General features: G+C 59.5%; 20 protein-coding genes. 16 read left to right on the forward strand and 4 right to left on the reverse strand.

Annotation, left to right across the window (positions count from 1 at the left end; genetic code table 11):
* Nucleotides 1–70: 70 nt before the first annotated feature.
* From ED655_RS05495 to ED655_RS05515, 5 genes are read left to right on the forward strand one after another with little or no spacing between them, the layout of a single operon-like run.
* Nucleotides 71–2,377: a cache domain-containing protein gene (locus ED655_RS05495; protein ID WP_122049305.1), complete on the forward strand. Its 2,307-nt coding sequence runs from the start codon at nucleotides 71–73 to the stop codon at nucleotides 2,375–2,377.
* Nucleotides 2,374–3,180, forward strand: coding sequence for an MlaE family ABC transporter permease (locus ED655_RS05500; RefSeq protein WP_240993515.1), 807 nt, complete (start codon nucleotides 2,374–2,376; stop codon nucleotides 3,178–3,180). The genes ED655_RS05495 and ED655_RS05500 overlap by 4 nt, the downstream gene beginning before the upstream one ends.
* Nucleotides 3,177–3,878, forward strand: coding sequence for a P-loop NTPase family protein (locus ED655_RS05505; RefSeq protein ID WP_122049307.1), 702 nt, complete (start codon nucleotides 3,177–3,179; stop codon nucleotides 3,876–3,878). The genes ED655_RS05500 and ED655_RS05505 overlap by 4 nt, the downstream gene beginning before the upstream one ends.
* Complete coding sequence (locus tag ED655_RS05510) at nucleotides 3,878–4,843, forward strand: MlaD family protein (protein WP_122049308.1); 966 nt, start codon at nucleotides 3,878–3,880, stop codon at nucleotides 4,841–4,843. The genes ED655_RS05505 and ED655_RS05510 overlap by 1 nt, the downstream gene beginning before the upstream one ends.
* Nucleotides 4,840–5,637 carry a hypothetical protein gene (locus ED655_RS05515; RefSeq protein WP_162993403.1) on the forward strand — a complete coding sequence of 266 codons (798 nt, stop codon included), beginning with the start codon at nucleotides 4,840–4,842 and terminating at the stop codon, nucleotides 5,635–5,637. The genes ED655_RS05510 and ED655_RS05515 overlap by 4 nt, the downstream gene beginning before the upstream one ends.
* A 39-nt stretch (nucleotides 5,638–5,676) precedes the next feature.
* On the opposite strand, the gene ED655_RS05520 is transcribed toward ED655_RS05515, so the two are convergent.
* From ED655_RS05520 to ED655_RS05530, 3 genes are read right to left on the reverse strand one after another with little or no spacing between them, the layout of a single operon-like run.
* A complete protein-coding gene (locus ED655_RS05520) occupies nucleotides 5,677–5,979 on the reverse strand; it encodes a hypothetical protein (RefSeq protein WP_122049310.1) in 303 nt (100 codons plus the stop codon).
* The gene (locus tag ED655_RS05525; protein ID WP_122049311.1) at nucleotides 5,976–7,532 is read right to left on the reverse strand and encodes a PepSY-associated TM helix domain-containing protein; all 1,557 of its coding nucleotides are present in this window, start codon (nucleotides 7,530–7,532) and stop codon (nucleotides 5,976–5,978) included. Before ED655_RS05525 ends, ED655_RS05520 begins: the two co-directional genes overlap by 4 nt.
* Nucleotides 7,532–7,774 carry a hypothetical protein gene (locus tag ED655_RS05530; RefSeq protein ID WP_122049312.1) on the reverse strand — a complete coding sequence of 81 codons (243 nt, stop codon included), beginning with the start codon at nucleotides 7,772–7,774 and terminating at the stop codon, nucleotides 7,532–7,534. The genes ED655_RS05525 and ED655_RS05530 overlap by 1 nt, the downstream gene beginning before the upstream one ends.
* 230 nt (nucleotides 7,775–8,004) lie before the next feature.
* Here ED655_RS05530 and ED655_RS05535 point away from each other — a divergent pair, with 230 nt between their 5' ends.
* Complete coding sequence (locus ED655_RS05535) at nucleotides 8,005–10,233, forward strand: TonB-dependent receptor (RefSeq protein WP_122049313.1); 2,229 nt, start codon at nucleotides 8,005–8,007, stop codon at nucleotides 10,231–10,233.
* Nucleotides 10,234–10,648: 415 nt separating this feature from the next.
* On the opposite strand, the gene bioB is transcribed toward ED655_RS05535, so the two are convergent.
* Nucleotides 10,649–11,686, reverse strand: a complete 1,038-nt coding sequence (bioB, locus tag ED655_RS05540; protein ID WP_122049344.1) for a biotin synthase BioB — start codon at nucleotides 11,684–11,686, stop codon at nucleotides 10,649–10,651.
* A 127-nt stretch (nucleotides 11,687–11,813) separates the two neighbouring features.
* On the opposite strand from bioB, the gene ED655_RS05545 reads away from it, so the two are divergent.
* The 10 genes from ED655_RS05545 to ED655_RS05590 all read left to right on the forward strand — a co-directional run bounded on the left by ED655_RS05545 (nucleotide 11,814) and on the right by ED655_RS05590 (nucleotide 22,919).
* On the forward strand, nucleotides 11,814–12,638 hold the full coding sequence (locus ED655_RS05545; protein ID WP_122049314.1) for an acyl-ACP desaturase: 825 nt from the start codon (nucleotides 11,814–11,816) through the stop codon (nucleotides 12,636–12,638).
* Nucleotides 12,639–12,736: 98 nt separating this feature from the next.
* Nucleotides 12,737–13,372, forward strand: coding sequence for a Dabb family protein (locus ED655_RS05550; RefSeq protein ID WP_408735647.1), 636 nt, complete (start codon nucleotides 12,737–12,739; stop codon nucleotides 13,370–13,372).
* An 84-nt stretch (nucleotides 13,373–13,456) separates the two neighbouring features.
* Nucleotides 13,457–15,556, forward strand: a complete 2,100-nt coding sequence (locus ED655_RS05555) for a M13 family metallopeptidase (protein WP_240993516.1) — start codon at nucleotides 13,457–13,459, stop codon at nucleotides 15,554–15,556.
* A 178-nt stretch (nucleotides 15,557–15,734) separates the two neighbouring features.
* A complete protein-coding gene (locus ED655_RS05560; RefSeq protein WP_122049315.1) occupies nucleotides 15,735–17,654 on the forward strand; it encodes a sensor histidine kinase in 1,920 nt (639 codons plus the stop codon).
* A 203-nt stretch (nucleotides 17,655–17,857) separates the two neighbouring features.
* Nucleotides 17,858–18,577, forward strand: a complete 720-nt coding sequence (locus ED655_RS05565; RefSeq protein ID WP_240993517.1) for a glycine betaine ABC transporter substrate-binding protein — start codon at nucleotides 17,858–17,860, stop codon at nucleotides 18,575–18,577.
* Between the two features lie 193 nt (nucleotides 18,578–18,770).
* Entirely contained in the window at nucleotides 18,771–19,655 is an 885-nt protein-coding gene (locus ED655_RS05570) for a class I SAM-dependent methyltransferase (RefSeq protein ID WP_122049316.1), read from the forward strand.
* Nucleotides 19,652–20,590, forward strand: coding sequence for a hypothetical protein (locus ED655_RS05575; RefSeq protein ID WP_122049317.1), 939 nt, complete (start codon nucleotides 19,652–19,654; stop codon nucleotides 20,588–20,590). The genes ED655_RS05570 and ED655_RS05575 overlap by 4 nt, the downstream gene beginning before the upstream one ends.
* Nucleotides 20,591–20,706: 116 nt before the next feature.
* Complete coding sequence (fabD, locus tag ED655_RS05580; RefSeq protein WP_122049348.1) at nucleotides 20,707–21,678, forward strand: ACP S-malonyltransferase; 972 nt, start codon at nucleotides 20,707–20,709, stop codon at nucleotides 21,676–21,678.
* A gap of 19 nt (nucleotides 21,679–21,697) precedes the next feature.
* On the forward strand, nucleotides 21,698–22,438 hold the full coding sequence (gene fabG / locus ED655_RS05585) for a 3-oxoacyl-[acyl-carrier-protein] reductase (RefSeq protein ID WP_122049349.1): 741 nt from the start codon (nucleotides 21,698–21,700) through the stop codon (nucleotides 22,436–22,438).
* Between the two features lie 241 nt (nucleotides 22,439–22,679).
* Nucleotides 22,680–22,919 carry an acyl carrier protein gene (locus ED655_RS05590; protein WP_023978090.1) on the forward strand — a complete coding sequence of 80 codons (240 nt, stop codon included), beginning with the start codon at nucleotides 22,680–22,682 and terminating at the stop codon, nucleotides 22,917–22,919.
* Nucleotides 22,920–23,042: the final 123 nt, after the last annotated feature.

Below are 23,042 nucleotides of genomic sequence, written 5' to 3' on the forward strand. Positions count from 1 at the left end.
GTTATTCGTGCGTTGCCGTATCAACGCAAGTCATTCCCCTCAGGAGGGGATATCCTGGGAGGCGTGACTTTTGCCAGTTTCCGAGATCATTGACCCGGCCGATCCCGAAGCCGAAACGAGAAGACGCCGTCTGATCGAACTCGTAGGCCCGATCTTTGGCGTTGTTCTTGTCATTGTGGTCATTGTTGTTGTCACGCTTCATTCCTATCACAAGACGCGCGACGGGGTGATTGCGCTTACCCGCGATCTGTTGCGCGAGGAACAGAAAAACCTGACGCAGCAGGTTTCAGACTATCTGGCCCCAGCTCCGGCGACTGCAACGGTGGCGCGTGACCTGCTGACCGATCCGGTGACGGATGAGCCACCCCAGGTCTTTCTGAATTATGGCGCGTCCATGCTGCGCAATGTCGAGCAGGTGGAGAGCTTCTATCTTGCCGATGATCGTGGCTCGTTCTGGTTTATCGATCGTGCGCCAAAGGATATCGCCGATGGCATGGAATGGGTGCATCTGCTGCGGGACAAGAATGTTTTCCGGCACTGGTATTATGACAAGAACAATGTGCTTGTCCGCACGAGTGACACGCCGGGCAAGAATTACGATCCGCGTCAGCGCCCCTGGTATAAGGGAGCCTTCGAGCATCCGGACCTGAACTGGTCAGACCCCTATCCCACCGTTGCCACCGAACAGCTCATCGTGACAGCCGCAAGTGTTCTACATACGTCCGATGGGCATCAGGCCGTCTTTGCCATCAACATCTCCCTCAACCGCCTGACGGATTTTCTTGCGGCCATCAAGATTGGCAAAAGCGGGCAGGCGGTTGTGGTGGACAAGGAGGGGCGTCTGATTGCAGGCAGTCATCTGCTGGATGTGGCGCGAAAGGCGAACTGGCAGTTCGACAAGATGCAGCTCGACCCCGCTACGCAGCCGGTTTTCACACGCGCGCTCTCGCTGTTCCACATCTACGGGGCGGGTGTGCACCTCATCAAGGCGCATGACACGCAATACGTTGCCATCATGGCCTCGCTGCACAAGATCAGGCCAGGATGGGTGTTGCTGCTGAACGCGCCAGAGGACGATTTTGCGGCCTTCGCTGCCGCGGCAGGGCGGCAGGGCTTCCTTTTCTCGATGGTGATTGTCGTGCTGGCCGGGCTGCTGGCAGGGTTTCTGGTGCGTCAGAACCGCCGGACCGAAAGTCTGCGTCGCCAGATCCGGTATGAACGCGCCCAGGTCAAGGCCGAGAGCAACGCGCTCAATGCCATGGCCGGAACGCCCCATCTCCTCGACCCCGGACACGATGCACCGCTTCTGACACAACGCCTGGCCGAACTGGCCCGGGCAAGGCGTGTGAGCCTCTGGCGGTCGGTTGGCGAGGAGGAGCGTCTCCTGTGCGAAGACTCCTATGACCGGACGACCGACGCCCATAGTGCGGGCATGGAACTGGCCCATAGCGATCTCAAGAACTTCTTTGCCATGTTGATGTCGGGTGAGGTGATCGAGAGCGATCACGCCTCGGCACAGGAGGGGCTGCGTACCTTCCAGCGCATGGTCATGAGCCAGATCGGCTCGAAATCTGTCTATATCCAGCCTATTCTCGCCAGAGGCACGGTTATCGGCATGGTGGTGCTGGAAGACGCGGCCCGTCCCCATGCGGTCTCGCACATCATTGCGATTGTTGCCGAGATTGCGGCCGTCCGTTTTGCGAGCATGAGGGCCGATGAGGCATCAGCTGGAAAGCCGGAGCAGAAGCAGCGCGAGGATTATGGTGCCATCACCACGCGACTGAATGAAGGCTTCATTGCCGCACCCGGTGACAACAGCGCTGGCGGTCTCAAGGCCGGGCAATATGCGATGGTCCCGGTGGCGACAGTCCTGTTTCAGGACTCGAAGTCGGAAGCAACTGTTGATCTGATCCCGATCGTCCAGACGCTGGTGGAGCGGTTTCAGGACGTCATCCAGCATGCCGGGCTGTTTTCGGCTCAGGTTCTGGGCGGCAGGCTTGTGCTGATTGGCGGGTGTTCACAGGATCCCGACCCCGATGCGGCACGGCGTGTTGCCGATGCGCTGCTGGCCCTGCGTGAACTGGCGCTTGTGACACTGTCCGACGCCGAACTGACCCCGAGCTTCCGTATTGGCCTCGATGTCGGGCAGGCCTTCGGGGCGACGCTGGGTCAGGATCCGGGCGTGTTCAATATCTGGGGCGAGGCGCCTCAGACATCGGAGCTGCTGGCCATCAGTGCCCCTGACTCAGGGACAATCCAGGTGTCAGAGGCGGCCCATGCGTTGCTGCGTGATTACTATCTGTTCCGGCCGCGCGGCATGTTCTACCTACCGGGCCTTGGCATCACCAACACCTATGTTCTGGCAGCCAAGCGTTGAGTGACGAAATTCCCCTCTACAGGCGCCTGCTGCGCCGCCTGGGTGCGCTGACAAGGCGACAGATGCGGTTCTCACTCATGCTCGTCGGGGCGAGCTGGGGCGTGATACGCGAAGCACTGCGCCCGACCTCGTGGCGCCGGACAGTGCTGCATGAGTTCAAGAACACGCTGCGACAGGCCGCGGGCGGTGGGCTGTTCAGCACGCTTTTCACGGCGGCGCTCACGGGGTTCGGCATTGTGGCGCAGGCAATCTACTGGCTGGGTATTGCCGGTATGGCCGATAGCACTGACTCTCTGCTTGCTACCGTGCTCGTGCGTGAAATTGCCCCGGTTCTCGTGGGCATCATCCTGCTCGGCCGAAGTGCCATGCTGAGCCTGACGCAGCTTGGACAGCTGACGCTGGGTGGTGAATTGCGTGCGCTTCAGGCTCAGGGGATCGATCCCTTCATGACACTGGTCATGCCACGCGCGCTGGCGATGATGCTGAGTTCCTTCACGCTGGGCATGGTGTTCAGCATCATCTCACTGTCGGTCGGATACGGCGTCTGTCGTGTCCACTCCGTCATCACCATGCCGCTCTGGACGTTCCTCTACGATATCGTCGGGGCGATGAAGCCGATCGATTATCTCGGGATCCCCCTCAAGCTGACGATCAGCGGCTTTCTGCTGAGTCTCGCCACCCAGCTGACCGGTCTCGATGCCACGCGCTCGGATACGATCGCGACCCTTCTGCCGCGTGGTTTTGCACGCGGTATTCTCGTGATCATGGTCGTTAATGTCGTGCTCGGGGTGACAGTCGCATGACCGACGACCTTTCTGCCGTACTGGAATTGCGCGAAGCCCGCCCCGTCTTTGAAGAAAGCGGTCTCACTTCCATTCCCTATTCGCTGCGCCTGATGCCGGGCGACTGCATGCTGATTGCCTGTCGTGATTCCGAGCGCGCCACACGTTTTGCGGATCTTTGCGCCGGTATGGCGCCGCTCGTCTCGGGACAGGTGCTGTGCCAGGGGCTTGATTGGGAAGCGCTGGCCGAGCCCCGGGCCTGGGCGCTGCGGGGGCGTATCGGCCGTGTGATGCAGCAGGGAGCCTGGATCGACCTGTTTGGTACCGATCTCAATATTCTTCTGCAACAGCTGCATCATACGCGCACGCCTACAGAGGCGCTGATTGATGAGGCAATCGCGCTTTCCAGACGTTTTGGCCTGCCAGGTCTGCCTACATTGACCCCGGGAAGGCTGAGCGTGGCTGATCGGGCCAAGGCGGCCTGTGTGAGAGCCTTTCTTGGAGAGCCAAAGCTGCTCTTGCTGGAAGATCCGGTGGAGCTGGAGACTGCTGATATGATGACTGCCTTCCTTGCCGAGCTGACAGCCGCGCGTGAGCGTGGCTGCGGTGTGATCTGGTTTTCCCGCGAGCCGGATCTGTGGCGCGGTTACAATGCCGAGGGAACGCAGCGATACAGGTTGCTGGATGAGGGTCTGTTACCAATGAAGCAGGTGGTCTGATGTTTCGTGTCCGTTCAAACGCCAGCACTGACAGCCGCACCCGCCCTCTGTTGCGCATCCGCTATGCCGATGAATGGGTCGGTATGCTGGTCGTCGCGACTTTCGGCCTGTTCATATTTGCAATTATCGAGGCCGGTGTCCTGCGAGACTGGCTGACGCCCTCAGGCAAGCTGCATTTCAATCTGCCCGAGAGCGGTATCGCGGGCCTGGCCGTGGGAAATGACATCGAGCTTATGGGGATCCGTATCGGCTCGATCCGTGCGGTGAAGATCAACCCGCATGGCAATATGTACGCCATTGCCGATATCGACCCACAATTCGAGCCCTATATCCGCAAGGATAGCCGCGCCATCATCCGTCATCGCTTTGTTGTGGCCGGGGCAAGCTATATCGAGCTTGAGCGCAGCAAAGGCCCGGCGATGGATTGGGAGTTTGCTGAGCTTGAAGCCACGGTCGAGCCCAACCCGGCCGATATGATCACCAAGACCATCAGTGATATCCGTGCCGGCATGATGCCGAGCTTGCGTAATGCGGACAAGATCATGGCTGACCTCGCTGCCGTGACGACATCTATCCGCAACGGTAAAGGCACAGTCGGTGGGCTGATGATGGATGACACGCTGCTGAAACACGCCGATGAAGTAATCAGGACACTTCAGGACTCCATAGCGCAGCTCAAGCCGATCGAGGCCCAGATATCGGGCGTTCTGAAGCAGACGCAGGGCACGATGGATAACCTGCGTTCAAGCAGCAATGACGTGAAGAAAGCCACGCCGCAGCTCAAGGACACGATGGCACATCTGGATGCAGCAAGTGCCCAGCTTCCGGCACTGCTGACACAGGCACAGGCCACGACCATCAGCCTCAAGCGCCTGACCGACCAGTTGCGTGGTCTCTGGATCCTGGGTGGCAGCTCGGGCAAGGCCCCCGCGCGCAGGCTTCCCGCTGGAGATATCAAGCCATGAGAACGCCGCGTTTCCTGTTCCTTGGGACATTGATGGGGGTAACGGCCCTGACGGGGTGTGGCGGCGCTGGGAGCAGGGACGCTTCACGACCCGATCAGGATTACCTGAATGCCATGGAGGTCGGGCGGGATTCATTCGACCTGACCCATGCGGACCAGGCCAAAACGCAGTTCGAGACTGCGTATGGCAGAGCCCTGCTTCGTGATGATGTGCTTGCTATACGCGATGCCGGGTACAATCTTGCCGTTGCCGAACTCGCCATGGGTGATGCGAAAGCAGCGCTGGATACTGTACGCCGCGTACATGGCGATATGGCGCTCCGGGGCGATGCACCCAGCCCGGCGCTCGATCTTGTGGCGGTAGCCGCCTATTGTCGACTTGGGCAAAATACCCAGGCGATCCAACTCGTGCGACAGATCAGCACGGATGATCCGGCTCTGGTTGAGAGACGTGCCTTTCTGCAGGGTATCGCTGCGGATGAGCTGGGTGATATGGCTCTCCTGTCTACCTCACTGAACGCTCTGCCAGTGTCACCCAGGCCTCCCAGGTTGGAGCGAGCGGACCGGGCTGAACTCACATCGCGACTGCTACTCCGTCAGGGGCAGTTCGCTCAGGCCGAGGCACAGGCGCTGGTGGCAGTCGATCTGCGTCGCGACATGCTGGATTATCGCGGGCTGGCCAGAGCACTCGATGGTGCCGCTCGTGCTGCCCAGGCTGCGGGGGAGACCAGCCGGGCTGCCACATATCGGGATCGCGCAATGCAAAGCCGCGCCCAGCTTGGCGACAAGGGCTGAGCTTTCATGATTTGCCCGCAGTGAGGGGCAGGCCCATGGTCAGGTGGTGGCGGGTTTGTTCGAAACCTGCTTGCCATGCATCTGGCGCAGGGAAATGGCAGTCAGGATAAGGCAGGCGCAGATCCCTGCGACAGATGCCGTGCCAAACCAGACCATAACCCCGTAGACTGCACCCTTCCGGCAGCAAAGATAAAGTGCGAGCAGGGGAAGAAGGGTACGGCAAGGGTGAAGCGCATAGCCGGAAATATGCGGCAGCGTCAGGATGCGGCACATCTTGGGCTGAAGAAGTCCGTGCGCGAGGAATGCGATGATCCACAGGAAAAGACCAAAGACAGGCGTCATGGAGAGATCAGTCTGCGATGAATGATAAAGGCGATGAGTCCGAGGCCCAGTATGGTCAGATCGACGCCCTTATAGACGTCGAGGCTCGTCAGCAGGTTGTTCATATGGCGTGAGAGCAGATCAAGCGGCAGCAGGGCCGTCGAGAAGACAGCAAACAGGAAAAACTGCTCATTCCATGCCGAGCGTGCTCCACCCGTGAAGCTGCGTCCCGCCGCATGAAGCAAGGTGAGCAACCAGACTGCGAAGAACAGGCGAATCTCCAGGTGGCTTCGGTCAGGCAGATCGGCCCATATGAGACGATTGGCCCAGAGATAGGCAAGACAGGCTAAAGGCAGGCCCGTCGTTACCGCGATGGCCAGGGTCTCAGCCAGACGAAACCCGAAGGTTTTTGCCTTCCTGGGACGGTGCTTCATGAGGAAAATCACCAGACCAGCCGACATCATGGCGCTGCCAACAAGTCCGCTGATGAAATAGAGCCAGCGCAAAGGCAGGGGCGCCCATCGGATGAAATGCAGCCCACGCAATACGCCGCCGAGGCGGTGCAGCGTATCTGGTGTTTTCACTGTTCTGAGCAGTGTGCCGTCCTGTTCTGAAAATTCCAGATGATCACGAGACAGGATAAAGGACGCTGAATCGGCTTTCGTCATCGATACCTTGCCATGATCGAACAGGACAAGCCCGATCGAGCCGTCACCAAATGCCTCTTCAGCCTTGTGAAACATGGGCGCAAGCGCTGCACGGACCGGGCCTGGGCTGGCTGTTGTATCTGCGGGGCCTGAAGTCATGGCAGATCGGGTAGCGAAAGGGTGGGGGCTCGTCTGTGCGGCAATACGGTCTGTCGGGATCTTGGCACCTGTGTGGCCATGAGTGGCAGTCCCGTCCGACGGGCGGCCGTGATGTCCCGTGCTGAACATTGGGAAGAGCCGGGGGGCATGGATCACAGCGCCCGTATAGGCCATCATGACCATGAAGGGCAGAAACAGCAGTCCTGCAAGAATATGGGCGTCCATGAAGGCGCGGCCCTTGGAGGCAAAGGGCCTGAAAAGCAGGAGATCGCTGAAGATCGATCTGAAATGGATGATAATTCCCGATCCAACCGCCACAAGCAGACCCACCGCTGCGATTTCAGTCAGCATGTTGCCCCAGAAGGGGCCGTAATAAAGCGAGTGATGAAGGTCAAAGAACAACTGACCGCCGCCAGTCTGGCGTGTGGCAATAGGGAAAGCGTCCGCAGGGCGAAACGCCGCGCCAATAAAGACATGCCCATCGTAATGCAGGATACGGATGATCGGGTCACGCGGGGTAGGCAGGGTGATGAACGCATTCTGGCCTGCATCGCGTAATTCGCCTGCTATCGTGCCAACCTGATTGAGCGCATCATCAGTCATCGGTCCGGTCGTATAATGGGATAGCTCCGGTTGCATCCAGCGCGTCAGTTCGGTGTCGAACAACGCCAGCGAACCGCCGGTGAAAATGACGACCAGGACCAGCCCGCCGATGAAGCCCACCCATTCGTGGAGCCAGCCCATCCTGTTGCGTAGCGTATCGCGCATCAGGGCATTCCAGCCAAAGCGAGCAGAATGGGCAGGGACACGGAGAGGGCTGCGTGAGAGACGTGACGCCCAGTTGCAACCCTGCCTCCACGGCGGGGCAGGCTGAATACGATGAGCACGATGATGGGCATCAGTGCAAAGACGCAGAGAAACCCCACAACCAATAGCGGATCACTTCCGAAATGCCGGAACAGGGCCAGGACGCAAAGACTGGCAATGTAACTCACAGCCGAGCCGATCATGAGGCGCCGGACCCATGAACGAATGTGTTTCCGGCCCTGTTTGTAACTGAGACTCTTTCGCATGTGCTTCCTGTGCAACAGCGCCTAGCTTCGCGACGCGATTATCGCAGGTCAGGACAAAGTTTAGTTGCGAGCGTTTCTTATTCGCGTCTATTTGGCCGCGTCATTTACCCCTTGTCAATGAGATTAGCCTCTTGAGCCTGCTCACCTTGTCTGCCCTGAACCCCGGAATGCCGCGTCCACGACGTCTGGCACTTTCTGCCCTGCTCATGCTGTCTGCAACCCTGCCATGCCAAGCTTTCGCGCAGGATCAGACACCCACGCAGGCACAATCGCAATCGGGGACGGTGAAAGACAGTCAGAAAAACGCGGGAGGGGTTAACAAGGCGGGTCGCCACGCCCTGACCAGCGATGAGCAGATCGAGGTCAAGGCGCAGCGTCAGAACCGTATGGAAGTAAAGTCAGGCGGTAATCTGGGTGCGCTGGGTAACAAGAAGGGGCTGGATGTGCCCTTCAACGTGCGCAGCTACACTTCGGCGCTGATCCTCAACCAGCAGTCCCAGACGCTGGGCGAGGTGCTAATGAATGACCCGACCGTGCGCACAACGCTCGGTTACGGCAATTTCTCCGAGCAGTTCGTGATCCGTGGCTTCCCTGTCTATGGCGATGACGTGGCGATTGACGGGCTTTACGGCATCACGCCGCGCCAGCTCGTCTCGCCCCAGCTTTACGAACAGGTGCAGGTGCTCAATGGTGCCTCGGCGTTCCTCAACGGTGCCGCACCGGGTGGCACGGCACAGGGCGGCAATATCAATCTCGAATTCAAGCATGCCGGCGATACCCCTCTGACGCGTGTCACGGGCGACTACACCAGCTCCTCGATGGGCGGAGGCGCTGTCGATGTGGGTCGACGTTTTGGCCAGGACAAGCAGTTCGGGGTGCGGATCAACGTTGCAGGTCGTAGCGGTGTCGCGGCCATCGACCGGGAGAAGCGCCATCAGGTTGCGGTAGGTGGCGGTTTCGACTGGCATGACCGGGCAGAACGCACGCGTGTTACCGTGGACATGGCCTATGAGAACCAGGGCGTGAATGGCGGGCGCGGTGGCGTGTTCTTGAGTGGTGCGACCTCAGTACCGAAAGTGCCGGGCGCAGGATCGAATTACGGTCAGCCCTGGACCTACACGGAGCTGAACTACATCTATGGCAAGCTGAAGGTGGAGCATGATTTCAGCAAATACCTGACGGCTTATGCGCAGTTCGGCGGTCTGGGAGGCAACGAGAAGGGCAATTACGGTAGCACCTATGTCACCAACAGCCAGACCGGGGCGGGTTATAACGGGGCCATGTATGTGCCCTATGTGCAGACCAATGAAAGCACACAGGCCGGGCTGCGCTCGCATTTCAACACGGGTGGCATCAAGCATGAAATCAATGCCGGTGGGTCTGGCCTGTGGGAGGAAAATGCTTCCGCCTATGCTCTCGCTCTGACGAGGCAGGCCACGAACATCTATCATCCGACGCTTTATAATGCGTCGCAGCCCGAAACGTATATTGGCGGAAACATCGATAATCCGCAGAAGAACAATACCACGCGTCTGTGGAGCCTCTTCTTCTCAGATACCGTCTCGGCATTTCATGACCGGGTCGCGCTGACGGCAGGCTTTCGCTATCAATCGATCAAGACAGTCGCCTATAATTACGGCAAGAGCACGACTTCCTACGATCAGGGAGCATTCACGCCGGTTGTGGGGCTTGTGGTGCATCCTACACGCCAGACGTCGATCTATTTCAATCGCATTGAGGGATTGGCGCCCGGCCCTCAGGCCAGCGGACAGGTTGTCAATCTGGGGCAGATTTTCCCGCCTTACCAGACGGTCCAGTACGAGCTTGGGGCGAAATACGATATCGGCCGTTTCTCGACTGCTGTGTCGATTTTCCAGATCGATCAGCCCAACGCCTATACGTCTGCCATTGCAGGCACCAGCAACAGTATCTTCTCGGTCAACGGATTGCAGCGTAACCGGGGGATCGAATTTACCGTCAATGGTGAGATCGTGAAGGGTCTGCGCTTCAATGGCGGCACGTCAATCATAGATGCTAGCCAACGTCGCACATCAGGCGGCCTTTATGACGGCAATCGCTCCATCGGCGTGCCGGGCTACACGATCAACGGCAATCTCGAATATGATCTGCCGTTCATCCGCGGCGCGACGCTTACGGGGCGTGTGATCCAGACCGGCCATCAATATGCCGACAATCTCAACAAGATGCGTGTGCCAAACTGGACGCGTTTCGATGTGGGTGCACGCTACAGCTTTGTTGTGGAGCACAAGGCCATCACGACCCGTCTGGGTGTCGATAACCTTGCCAATACGCGTTATTGGGAAAGCGCATTCGGTGGTTATCTGCTTCAGGGCCTGCCGCGCACGTTCAAGTTTTCTGTCACGGCTGATTTCTGAGCAGGTCACGGGGCAAGCTGAGCCTCACCCCCCGGCCATCCGGGATGGCCGAATGACGATTGTTCCAGAGCCAGCCTTCGGGCTGGCTTTTTTCGTGGAGCCTCGTTGTCAGTCAGATCGGCCGCGCTCTGAGCGGATATGCGCGACTCACCCAGACGGTACCTGCTCGGCGATTTGAAATATTCAGCAGACACAAGCCCCTGATCTGCCACTCACTGAGCAGCGCCGCAGGTCATCGCGCTCATATCGTTTATGACAGGCCAGCTCTCGCCGAAGTCCCGGATAAACATCAGGGATGAAAGGGGCCCACGCCCTTTTCCGGGGTGCGGGGCAGAGCCCCGGCACCGTCGCGCAAAGAAAAGGCCGATCCCCTTGCAGGAACCGGCCCCTCTAAGCCGTACCGAACCAGACCGGTTCAGTGCCCTTCGGTCATCGGCTTCATGCCGAGGCTCGCCAGAAGCTTGCGGTCGCGATGCTCGGCGGGGTTGGGGGTAGTCAGCAGCTTGTCGCCGCAGAAGATCGAGTTGGCGCCGGCGAGGAATACCAGGGCATGCGCTTCGTCGCTCATCAGTTCGCGGCCTGCGGCAAGGCGTACATGGCTGGCAGGCATGGTGATGCGTGCAGCGGCAACGACGCGGGCGAAGGTGATGGGATCAACGGCCTCGGCTTCGGCGAGCGGTGTGCCTTCGACGCGTACGAGCAGATTGATCGGCACGCTTTCGGGGTGCTGGGGCAGGGAGGCGAGGGTCGCGATCAGGCCTGCGCGGTCGCTCTCATCCTCACCCATGCCGACGATTCCGCCGCAGCAGACATTGATACCGGCATCGCGCACGTTCGAGAGTGTGTCGAGGCGGTCCTGATAGGTGCGTGTGGTGATGATCTTGTCGTAATATTCAGGCGAGGTGTCGAGGTTGTGGTTGTAATAGTCGAGCCCGGCTTCTTTCAGGCGGCGCGACTGCTCGCCATCGAGCATGCCCAAGGTCACGCAGGTTTCGAGCCCGAGTGACTTTACGCCTTCGATCATGGCGCACACGGTGTCAAGGTCACGCTCCTTGGGGGAGCGCCAGGCTGCCCCCATGCAGAAGCGTCCGGCACCGGCGGCCTTGGCGGCCCGGGCTTCGGTCAGCACTTTCTCGACGGCCATGAGGCGCTCGGCCTTCACGCTCTTCTCGTGCAGGGCGCTCTGAGGACAATAGGCGCAATCCTCGGGGCAGCCACCTGTCTTGATGGAGAGGAGTGTCGAGATCTGCACACGGGTGGGATCGAAATAGGCACGATGGGCCATCTGGGCGCGGAAGATCAGTTCGGGGAAGGGCAGGTCGATCAGTGCCGCAACTTCATCGCGAGTCCAGTCATGCCTGATCTCGGGTTTCCAGCCGGCCTGGATGTCGTGCCCTTGGGCGCGTATTTCACGAGGGAGGACCGGGTCGCGTGTCAGGGTATCGAGGGACATGCGGGGCATGGCTCCAAAACATTTGAAAAGGAAAAGCTCAGGCAGCGATGCCACAGCAAGGGGGCGCTTGTCACGCGCCTGCGCGAGAACTCTACCCAAAATGGCCGGGACATGTCATCTAAGCGTCATGAAACATTGGCGCATCGATCAGATGGACTGGGATGCCTTTGATGCATCCCGCGTGGACCCGGATCTGATTCCGGTCATCAAGGCTGCGGCGGTGGTCGAGCGGAACGGGCTCGATTACGCCGTGTACCTCGGTAATGTCTTTGTCGGTGATCCCGATTTCCGGCAGGCCGCCGATAACTGGGCGGTCGAGGAAGTCCAGCATGGGGATGCGCTGGGCAAATGGGCCATGCTGGCCGATCCGAGTTGGGATTATATGAAGGCGTTCGAACGTTATCGGGCGACCTATCATATCGAGCAGGATGTCGACGCTTCGATCCGCGGGTCGCGCACGGGCGAGCTCATCGCGCGCTGCATGGTCGAGACCGGCACCTCGTCATTCTATACGGCGATGGCGGATGCGACGGATGAGCCAGTGCTCAAGGCCATCTGCAAGCAGATTGCGGCTGACGAATACCGTCACTTCAAGCTGTTCTATGACCACATGCACCGTTATCTCAAGCGCGAGAAGCTCAGCGTGTGGCAGCGGACAAAGATCGCGCTGGGGCGGGTGACGGAAAGCGAGGATGATGAGCTCGCGACCGCCTATTACACCACCAACATGCCTGCCAACACGCCCTATGATCACAAGAAATGTATTGCGGCGTACATGGCGCGGGCGATGGGCTATTATCAGCCTAAGCACATCAATCGTGTGACCAGCATGATCTTCAAGACCATTGGCTTTACGCCACACTCGAAGGTGCAGGTGCTGATTGCCAGGGCGATGTACCAGCTGATCCAGTTCAAGGCGAAGCGCTTCCGCAAGGCTATGGCAGCCTCGTAACGAAAGCGTTTTCTCTCCTACCGAGAATTTAGCCCTCCCGGACGGGTTTCGTGGTCTAATCAGTGACGAACGGAACCGATCCAACTGGAGGGCTACCCTTGTCGCACACTTTTACACGTCTCAGCCTTCTGGGTGTCGCTCTGACGGCGCTCCTCCCCGTGGCCGCCGGCTCCTGCGTGACACCGGCAATGGCTGATCCCTATTCCCTGCCGATCGCGTCGTCAGGCCCGGTGACTCTGCCCCCGGTCGCTGATGATGGCACGATTGCCGCCCGTCAGCTCGCAGCGCAGGTGGGCCTGCCCCAGTTCACGGCGCCCAGCTGGCGGCCGGGACTTCTGCGGCACGTCGTGATGTTCCGCTACAAGCCGGGCACCACCAATGCCATGCGCGCTGAAATCACCTCGCGTTTCCTGAGGCTTGTGCAGGACTCACGCCGTCCCGACGGGTCTCACCCCGTGCGGTCGATCGAGATGGGTGTGCAAAACAGCGGCGAAGGCGTGGATGCAGGTCTGCAGCAGGCCTTCGTTGTCACCTTCGCCTCCGAAGGGGATCGCAATTATTATGTTGGCAAGCCTGTGGTCATGGATCCGGCGTGGTTTGATCCTGCGCATGAGGCGTTCAAGGAATTTGCGGGTCCGTCACTCGAAAAGGTGGTGGTTTTCGACTTCAATGTGCTGGCTTCGGCAAGTCTGGAACCGGCTTCGCGCAAGGCAAACACACGGACTCGCCGTTAAACAAAATCTGTCATAACGTTGCACGATGTGTCCCGCTCCAGAAAATGGGCGGGATGGTGTTGAACCTGCTGAAAGTGATGGCTTGTGACCGGAAAATTCAAACGTACCACCTCGCTCTGGCTCGGAGCTGTCAGTGTCATCGCCCTGACTCATCAGGTCCTCCCTGCGGCACATGCGGCCGGTGCCGCTCCTGCAAAGGCCGACGCGGCGGTAAAGCCCTATGATCCGAGCTGGGGCTTCAACATGTCCGGCATGGACAAGGCCGTTCGCCCTGGCGACAATTTCTTTCAGTATGCCAACGGCACCTATCTGAAGAATGTCGTGATACCGGCTGATCGCTCGTCCTTTGGTCCGTTTGTCATCCTGACCGAGACGGCGCATGAGCGCGTGCAATCGATCCTGACCGATGCAGGCAAGCACCCCGCTGCCGATCCGAAGACAACCGAGGAAAAGCTCGGGGCGTTTTACGCGACCTTCCTTGACACGGCCAAGGCCGACAAGCTGGGGGCGGAGCCGCTCAAGGCTGATCTCGCCACCATCCAGGCGGTGAAGGACCCGTCGAGCCTGGCCCGACTGTTTGGTCAGGCAGCTTCCAACTTCCAGTATTCACCGTTCGGTCTGATGATCAACGCTGACGACAACAATCCCGAGCAATATGCACTGTCATTGCATCAGGGGCATCTTGGTCTGCCGGATCGGGATTATTACCTGAAGCCGGATTTTGCCGCGAAAAAGAAGGCCTATCAGGCCTATATTGCCAAAACGCTTGGCATGATTTCATGGCAGGATGCCGAGCAGACGGCCGCGAAGATCGTGGCTCTGGAAACCACACTCGCCCAGGCGCAGTGGTCTCGTACCGAAATGCGTGATCCGGTCAAGGTGTACAACCCTATGACCGTCGATGAGCTGGCAAAGAAAGCGCCGGGTGTTGACTGGGCAGCCTTCCTGACGGCTGCCGGTATTCCGGCGGACAAGCTTGGTGCACGTCGTATCATCGTAGGTCAGCCAACTGCGCTGGCCGGTATGGCCAAGATCCTGGCCGGTTCAGACTACGACACCTTGCGTGCCTGGCTAGCCTTCCATCTGGCCGTCACTGCATCACCCTATCTGAGCCACGACTTCGTCCAGGCTTCTTTCGATTTCTATGATCATGAACTCGAAGGATCGCCGCAGCTTCCGGTGCGCTGGAAGCAGGCCGTCGAGCACACGGAAGACGCCATGGGCTGGGCAATCGGCAAGATCTATGTCGACCGGTATTTTCCGCCGGCTGCCAAGGCACGTATCACCGAACTTACCCATGACGTGAAAGACGCCTTTGCAAACCGTCTGGCCCATAATGCCTGGATGGCCCCCGCGACGCGCGAAGCGGCAGGGCGCAAGCTGCAGAATTTCGAGATCCAGGTCGGCTATCCGAACACGTGGCGCAACTATGACGGTCTGACGGTCAAGCCGGGCGACCTCTATGGCAATGGCGCACGTGCGGTCGCCTTCGAGTGGCAATACAACCTTGGCCATCTCGACAAGAAGGTAGACCGCAACGAGTGGTTCATGACGCCGCAGACGGTGAATGCCTATAACGATCCGAACCAGGTCGAGATCGTCTTTCCGGCAGCCATCCTGCAGCCGCCCTTCTTTGATCCCAAGGGGGATGCCGCGGTCAATTACGGCGCTATCGGCGGGGTAATCGGTCACGAAATGACCCATTCCTTCGACGATGAAGGGCGTCAGTACGACGAGCATGGCCGTTTGCACCAGTGGTGGACCCCTGATGACGTCAAGCGCTTCCAGGCGCTGGCCGATCGTTTTGGCAAGCAGTATGACGCGTTTGAAGTCCTTCCGGGCGTACATCTGAACGGCAAGCTGACGATGGGTGAAAACATTGCCGATCTCGGCGGTCTCACCCTGGCGCTCGACGCCTATCATGCTTCGCTGCATGGCAAGCCCGCACCGGTAGTGCATGGCCTGACCGGTGATCAGCGCGTGTTCCTGGGCTGGGCGCAGGTATGGCGCCAGAAATTGCGCCCCGACTCAATTCGCAACCGCGCCGTGATCGATCCGCATTCGGCTCCGGAGGCACGGGTAAACATACCCATGCACAACATTGATGCCTGGTATGATGCCTTTGGCGTGAAGCAGGGAGATAAGCTCTATCTCGCGCCACAGGATCGCGTTAAAATATGGTGAATTCTATTTGAATGCTCGTGGAGGGGGGTGCTTTACTGCCCCTTCACAGGGCCGAACCATCGGCCTGATCAGACCAGGAAGGTAAAGAAGACCCTATGTGTGTTATGGGAGCGGTGAGGGAACAGTCTCCGATAGAAGAGACGACCAACCCGTTCACAATCAAGAAGTCTGGCGTCTCATGAGGCGCCAGCAGGATCTGCACGATCTGCTTACCGCCGCGGCGGCAATGGTGCGTGCTCCCGCAGCCTATATCGCGCTGCAAGAGAATGGCAGGCATGTTGTTGGTGCGACCTACGGGGCGTTGCCCCTGATGATGGATCCGCCACCGCCACCATCGCCGCCACGGCAAACCTTCATCCAGGAGGTGCTTTCGCCTCTGACGGAACTGGCCCGGGCGCCCTGGAACTACGCCTTCCGGTTTGCCCAGTCCTTTCTGCTGCCGGAAGGGCAGGGTGAGGGTTTCCTGTGTTTCCTGGCCCCTCATCTTCTGGACCTTGATGCAACCTCGTTCCGTGAGGGACAGGAGGCTATAATCCGACAGATCGTAAAGGTCCTTGGCCGGTGCCCGTCTGTAAAGGAGGGGTCTGCAGGTAGTTCTCTCCAGCAAGGCAGTCGCGGTGCTGCGCGAGGGGGCCTGCCTGAGGGGAGGCTACCCTCAATAGAGGACATGCCGGGGCTGGGGACATTCGAGATCCGCTTCGGCAGCAACATCATCACGCTCTCGGCCGAATTGATGCGCCTGACAGGTATCCCATCGGGAGAGAAATGCCTGCTGGAACTCTTCGCCCAGTGCATGCCTGTGCCAGATGCTGATCTCCTGCATTTTGCGGAAGGATCAAGCGACGACATTCTTCTGCCCGAAACGGATTATGCCATCAGAAGTCTGACTGACCACACGCAGAGCTGGGTCAGACGGCGTGCCGAAGTCGAGCTCGATGACCGGGGGAAAGCCTGGCGTCTGATCGGGACGATCGAGGATATCACACGGGACAGGGTTGCAACGAACCGTCTCGCTGCGATGGTGATACTTGGCGACGCCCTGCGCAAGGTCGATACACCCGATGAGGCCTATCTTGCCGCTGCCAGTGCCCTGGGTGAAGCCCTGGGCGCCGATCGTGCCGGATGCGCGCTGGTAGATCCCGGCGAGGAAGGTGTTTTTCACATCCTGCAGGACTGGCATGGTGCTGACATACCCAGTGCGAGCGGTCGGTATCATCGTGATGCCTTTCCCGCTGCGCTTGGTGTGCTCGATCAGGGGCTGCTTCTGGCAGTTCGCGATGCACGCGAGAATGTCTGGATACCCTGTACGATGCCTCATTGTGGTGAGGGGGATGAGGGAGATCAGGTCAGGGCTCAGCTCCTTATGCCCATCATGGCGCAAGGCAGGATGACCCATTGTCTTTTTGTGCAGAGCTGTGCGCCACGTGACTGGTCCGACCAGGAGCTTGCCTTTATGCGGGCCGTATCTGACCGTGCCCAGGCCGCTGCGGCCTCGCTCGATGCCCGCGCTCATCAGCAGACTCTTCATCAGGAGCTTGCCCACCGTCTCAAGAACACTCTTGCCCTCGTTCAGGCCTTGGCCAATCAGAGTCTGCGCGGGGTCGAAAACCGTATTGCCGTCAAGGCTTTTGAGAAGAGACTGGTAGCGCTCGGATCTGCGCATGACCTGCTCATGCGTCAGTCCTGGCAGCGCGGGGATCTGGCAACGCTGGCGCATGATGTGCTTTCGCGCATTGCACCGATCGAGCGTTATGATCTGGTCGGAGAGTCGGTTTCACTCGGGCCCAATACAGCGACGACACTTGGGCTCATGCTGCATGAGCTCGGTACGAATGCTGCCAAATATGGTGCTCTGAGTGTCGAGCAAGGCAAGGTCAGTCTGAGCTGGAGCATAAGCCGCGCAACGGGACGCGAAATGCTGCATCTGCACTGGCGTGAGGAAAATGGTCCTCTCGTGGTGCCGCCTGCGACAAGTGGCTTTGGGTCACGTCTGCTCCAGGCGGGCTTCGGCCATCAGGGTGAGGCAGTGTTGCGTTATCTCCCGACAGGATGCGACGCCCAATTTGCCGTTCCGCTGCGTCAGGCGCAGGAGAACTGAACTGCCGGTCGGTAAATCCCGCTTCCAAGCGGGGTTTACCCGAGGTTGGATGGGCCATACGCATAAAGACCAAACGCTTCGATGCACGCTTGCTGTCGGCAAAGCAATGCTTGCCTCTTGCCATCCGTGGTATGAAGTGATCGAACACCTTCCATCTGCCTCAACCTCTTGTCGGTCGCACGCTGTGGCCAGAAGGATTTGTCATGACCACGATCTCCCTAGGCTACCTGGGCACTGCGCTGCATGCTGGTTGCGCCAGCGCGGTGGCACGTGTGCTCGATGCGCATGAGGTCGAGGTCGATTTTGTCGATGCTGACGCGAGCGAGCTTCCATCCATGCTCGAAGCGGGCGCGATTGATCTTCTTGTCTCGGCATGGCTGCCGCGTGATGCTGCGCTGGTGCAGCATGGTATGCGCGTTCTCGGTACGCTGTATCGTCCTTATTACTGCTGGGCCAGTTTTGATGATCTGCCCGAGGTCGCCAGTCTTGATGCCCGGGATGTCGATCTGGTGATTGCCGCGCGTTCGGATGCGGGGCAGATGAACGCGCTTCTGGCCCAAACCCCGGGTCTTGACGGTGTAGCGACAGAACTCTGTGACGACGAGGAACTGCACGCCGTTGTGTGCGGTCTCCGTGAGGAAGGGCGCAAGGCGCTCGTCTTTCTTGCGCAGCCTCATGCGCTGTTCAATCACGAGGCTTTTGGGCCGGTGCAGGATCCGCGGCTAGGTGTTGAAATGGAAGCGTGCATGCTGGTGCGCGAAGCCGTGGCAGCCTGCGCGGATCAGGATATGCTTGATGAATTGTCAGAGATGACGCTGGGTAACAAGGTCATGAGCGCGCTCGACCATGCGATCCAGATTGACGGTATGGATCCGGAGGAGGCAGCTGAAGCCTGGCAGCGCGGGCGTCTTGTGTCGCGCTGAAGTCCTGCCGCAAGGGGGACTTATAAACTGACCGGTGTTACGGAGTGAAAATGACTCCGCAGACATCTCTCTGCCTGTCACTATCGGATAAGATAAGGTAATTTCGTTTGTTATTTGGAAATCAGCAGTAAACTTTTACATATTACTCATCTATATTATAGGGTCTTTCCTGATTTAACAGGTAAGGCAACACATGTCTTCTTATCCGGATACCTCTGATCTGCATGAGCGTTTCAGGTCATGCAGTGATGAGGACTGGCTCAGGATACTGGTCGCGTCACTTCATATGCCGGAAATAGACCATGTGCGCATGCCCATATTTCCGGCTGAGGAGATGCAGCGCGAGATACATGGTCATTCGGGCGAAGTTTCCCTGCATGAAGCCTACATGTTCTTCCGCGAAACCAAGGCATTTGGTCATTTCACGGATCGTCCGGTCTCGGCTGCGACAAAAGTGCTGGATTTCGGATGTGGATGGGGTCGTATCCTGCGTCTGTTCATGAAGGACGTACGCCCTGAAAACCTTTATGGCATTGACTCAACAACACGATTTCTCATGGAAGCGCGGCGCTGTAATCCGGCGCTCAGCTTCCTGAGCTGCGGTATGGCGCCGCCAATACCCGTCAGGGATGGGTATTTCGATCTGATCGTCTCGTTCTCTGTTTTCTCGCATCTGGACGAGTATCTGGCAGGGCAGTGGATGGCAGAGTTTCACCGCCTCCTTGCGCCGGGTGGGCTCGCGGTCATCACTACGCAGAGCCGTCGGTTTATCGACTTCTGCGCGGAACAGCGTCTCAAGCGAGCCTCTGGCATCAGGTTGGAGCATGGCTGGCACGAGGCTTGCGCCGACAGCTTCACGGATGAGGCACGGGCTCATGCGCGTTACGACGCTGGCCGGTTTCTTCATGCATCGCCAGTCAGGCGTCCTCATCCGGCCGCCCATTATGGTGAGGCGATCATCCCGCGCGCCTACATCATCCAGAAATGGGGGCATCTGTTCCGTATCATCGAGTTCCTTGACGATCCGGCGCGGGTACCGCAGGTGTTCATCGTCCTGCAAAAGAACAGAGCGCCATGAACGTCAAATCCCTGTCGTCTGTGCCACACGTCATTCTGTGTCGCGCCATTGCCAGCAGTTCGGGTCGGGTGGCTTTTTGGCCCGTCATCGCAGCGGCCTTGTATCTCCTGACGCCAAATGCCTGTCTCGGGCAGGGGGCTACTGATGGTGGCGCTCTGCCAGCATCGGACATGACATCCTTGACGCCGGGAACAGGCTCTCCTGCAGCCATGAACCGACCGCCGGGCCAAGGGCGTGAGGCGACTGGGCAGTCTGTCGAGACGATCAGGGTCACGGCGCAAGGCATGGTGCCCCTGTCAAAACGATACCGGCGACTGGAGCGCATTTTTCGTCGGTTCAACTCCTTCCCTGAGGCGGATCGTGCAGGGTTGACGCTGCATCTGCAGGCTGTGCTCCAGCCCGGAGACCGAGCCGCACGGACAACGGGTATGATGATGAAGCTGGGAGAGCGGGTCATTCACCTGTTCCCCGGTCCGCCGCTTGGCACGGATGACGAAATCGTCGTGCCTCATGAGGCAGCACTCTGGGAGGCCGATCCAGCAATCTACGCACGGCTCAAGCCCGGTGAGCGTCTGAATGTCGGCTTCTTCTTCACGGTGGCGCCTGCGGACAGGCAGCATTTTACCCGGCAGCAGGCGTTGAAATGGCTGGCGCAGCTTGATGGCTGTGTTGAGGATGAAGGGGGATTTCTCATGGCCTTGTTGCTGCCCGATACGCACAGGCTGGGTGTCGATGTCGCGCCCGGTAGCCGTTTCATCGTGCGGGAGGGCGGTGTGGAGCGGCTGCTGGTCGATAATCAGGGCAGTACGCCCTATCCCTATATCTTTCGCCCTCAGGACTTCAGGAAGGATGCCGCGTTCAGCGCAACCAGACCGCTCAGTCGGGTCGTGATGACCCTTCCTTTCGCCCTGCGTGGCGACCTCACAGCAAAGTAACGATTTGACAGGAAGCCGTTGCCTCCGCCATCACGCGGGTCAGAATAGTCCCTGGTCCTTGTGCCGGGGCAGGAGGGCCGCGGCACAGGTGCCAAGGCGTGAATGAAGGTACGGTCATGTCAGTTCATGCGTTCGTGTTTCCCGGTCAGGGCAGCCAGTCCATCGGGATGGGACAGGGCCTCTACGAGGCTTTTCCGGCGGCGAGAGAGGTTTTTCAGGAGGTTGACGATGCGCTTGGTGAGCATCTGTCCAAACTGATCTTTACCGGCGAAGCTGCCGACCTGACCCGCACCGAGAATACGCAGCCGGCATTGATGGCCGTCTCCATGGCTACGGTGCGTGTGCTCGAAAGCGAGGGCGGCTTCAGGCTCGCAGACAAGGCGACCGTCGTGGCCGGTCATTCGCTGGGTGAGTATTCCGCCCTTGCCGCCGCAGGTGCGCTGGGTATTGCCCAGACTGCAAAACTGTTGCGCCTGCGTGGACTGGCTATGCAGGAAGCCGTGCCAGCAGGCGAGGGTGGCATGGCTGCCTTGCTCGGTGTCGAGGCTGAACTGGCGCAGGAAATTTGCGCCGAGGCTGCCCGTCTGATGGTCGAGGGTGAGGCCGATCGCCATGAGACAATCGAACTGGCCAATGACAATGGCGGTGGCCAGATTGTCGTGTCTGGCCGGCTGTCGGCGGTCGAGCGCGCCATTACGGTGGCCAAGGCCAAGGGGGTGAAGCGCGCCGTGATGCTGCCCGTTTCCGCGCCGTTCCATTCATCCCTCATGGGGCCGGCGGCCGAACGTATGGCCGAGGCTCTGGAACGTGCCGAGATTGCGATCCCGGCCATTCCCGTCATCACCAACGTTACGGCGGCAAAGAATACCGATGCGTCGCGCGTTGCTTCCCTGCTGGTGCAGCAGGTGACGGGCTCTGTGCGGTGGCGTGAAAGCGTGCTGGCCATGGCGGCTATGGGCGTCACTTCGCAGGTCGAGTTGGGCGCGGGCAAGGTGCTGACCGGTCTGGTGCGGCGCATTGCGCCTGACATGACGGCCCGTAATGCCGGAACCCCTGAAGAAATCGAGGCGCTGCTGCGTGACCTCTGAAAGCGTGGAGAAGAAAACGATGTTCAGTCTTGAAGGCAAAACGGCCCTCATTACCGGTGCTTCTGGCGGCCTTGGCGCGGCCATCGCCCGCGCGCTTCACGCGCAGGGTGCCGAAGTCGTGCTGTCCGGCACGCGTGAGGCGGCACTGGCCGAGGTCGCAGCCAGCCTCGGGGAGCGGGTGCATGTCTGTGCGGCCAATCTCTCCATCGGTGCCGAGGCCGATGCCCTGGTGGGCAAGGCGGAAGAGCTGCTCGGCAAGCCGCTCGATATTCTGGTGAACAATGCCGGTCTGACGCGCGATGGCCTGATCATCCGCATGAAGGACGAGGACTGGTCTCAGGTGCTGACGGTCGATCTCGAATCTCCGTTCCGTCTGTGTCGTGCTGCGCTGAAGGGGATGCTCCGCCGGCGCGCAGGTCGCATCATCAACATCGCCTCCATCGTCGGTGTGACCGGTAATGGCGGTCAGGCCAATTACTCGGCTGCCAAGGCAGGCATGATCGGCATGACCAAGTCCCTCGCGCAGGAGGCCGGCTCACGCGGGGTCACGGTCAATGTCATCGCACCGGGCTTTGTCGAGACGGCCATGACGGCGGTTCTGCCTGAAGCACAGCGCGACAAGCTGCTCGGCTCCATTCCGCTCGGTCGTATGGGCAAGCCGGAAGACATTGCGGCTGCTGTCGTGTATCTGGCTTCGGAAGAGGCCGGCTGGGTGACCGGCATGACCATGAATGTTAACGGTGGCATGGCGATGCCATAAGGGCATCGGCCCTGCTCGCACGCAAAGCTTGGCGTGCGAGGGTAAACCATGCTAAGCGCCCGCTGCTTCGTCCGAAGCGTGGGCGTCTCGGCCCGCCGGGGCCCGATCTTCGGTCCGCGATCCGGAGTACTGGCAGATTATGCCGTCTCTGGAGTAAAGACGGGGACCGACTGGGCAACCAGACGGATGGTAAACAGTTTCGAACCGCCCGAATTGCCGGGCACACAGGAAGCCAGAACAGATGAGCGAAATCGCCGATAAGGTTAAGAAAATCGTTGTTGAGCATCTCGGCGTTGAAGAGAGCAAGGTAACCCCTGACGCTTCCTTCATCGACGACCTCGGCGCTGACAGCCTCGACACGGTTGAGCTGGTCATGGCGTTTGAAGAAGCCTTCAGCGTTGAGATTCCGGAAGATGCAGCCGAGAAGATTGCGACCGTCAAGGACGCCATCGACTACATCGAAAAGCAGAAGGCCGCCTGATCTGGCTGCATCGGGCTGCAATGCCCGATGCAATGATCTTCTCCGGCTCCCGATCTGTGCGGAGCCGGGACATACGACGAGATTGACAGCCGCTCCCCCTTGGCAGCCGCCGGGAGCTGGCGT

The organism is Asaia bogorensis (assembly GCF_900465345.1).
Classification (GTDB): domain Bacteria; phylum Pseudomonadota; class Alphaproteobacteria; order Acetobacterales; family Acetobacteraceae; genus Asaia; species Asaia bogorensis_A.

Bases quoted from the DNA above. Each gene is read 5' to 3' on its own strand.
- fabG (WP_122049349.1), top strand. From the start codon at position 21,698: ATGTTCAGTCTTGAAGGCAAAACGGCCCTCATTACCGGTGCTTCTGGC.
- ED655_RS05520 (WP_122049310.1), bottom strand. From the start codon at position 5,979: ATGACGCCTGTCTTTGGTCTTTTCCTGTGGATCATCGCATTCCTCGCG.
- ED655_RS05525 (WP_122049311.1), bottom strand. From the start codon at position 7,532: ATGCGCGATACGCTACGCAACAGGATGGGCTGGCTCCACGAATGGGTG.
- ED655_RS05560 (WP_122049315.1), top strand. From the start codon at position 15,735: ATGAGGCGCCAGCAGGATCTGCACGATCTGCTTACCGCCGCGGCGGCA.
- ED655_RS05515 (WP_162993403.1), top strand. From the start codon at position 4,840: ATGAGAACGCCGCGTTTCCTGTTCCTTGGGACATTGATGGGGGTAACG.
- ED655_RS05570 (WP_122049316.1), top strand. From the start codon at position 18,771: ATGTCTTCTTATCCGGATACCTCTGATCTGCATGAGCGTTTCAGGTCA.
- ED655_RS05575 (WP_122049317.1), top strand. From the start codon at position 19,652: ATGAACGTCAAATCCCTGTCGTCTGTGCCACACGTCATTCTGTGTCGC.
- ED655_RS05505 (WP_122049307.1), top strand. From the start codon at position 3,177: ATGACCGACGACCTTTCTGCCGTACTGGAATTGCGCGAAGCCCGCCCC.
- ED655_RS05590 (WP_023978090.1), top strand. From the start codon at position 22,680: ATGAGCGAAATCGCCGATAAGGTTAAGAAAATCGTTGTTGAGCATCTC.
- ED655_RS05545 (WP_122049314.1), top strand. From the start codon at position 11,814: ATGAAACATTGGCGCATCGATCAGATGGACTGGGATGCCTTTGATGCA.
- ED655_RS05510 (WP_122049308.1), top strand. From the start codon at position 3,878: ATGTTTCGTGTCCGTTCAAACGCCAGCACTGACAGCCGCACCCGCCCT.
- ED655_RS05530 (WP_122049312.1), bottom strand. From the start codon at position 7,774: ATGATCGGCTCGGCTGTGAGTTACATTGCCAGTCTTTGCGTCCTGGCC.
- bioB (WP_122049344.1), bottom strand. From the start codon at position 11,686: ATGTCCCTCGATACCCTGACACGCGACCCGGTCCTCCCTCGTGAAATA.
- ED655_RS05565 (WP_240993517.1), top strand. From the start codon at position 17,858: ATGACCACGATCTCCCTAGGCTACCTGGGCACTGCGCTGCATGCTGGT.
- ED655_RS05535 (WP_122049313.1), top strand. From the start codon at position 8,005: ATGCCGCGTCCACGACGTCTGGCACTTTCTGCCCTGCTCATGCTGTCT.
- fabD (WP_122049348.1), top strand. From the start codon at position 20,707: ATGTCAGTTCATGCGTTCGTGTTTCCCGGTCAGGGCAGCCAGTCCATC.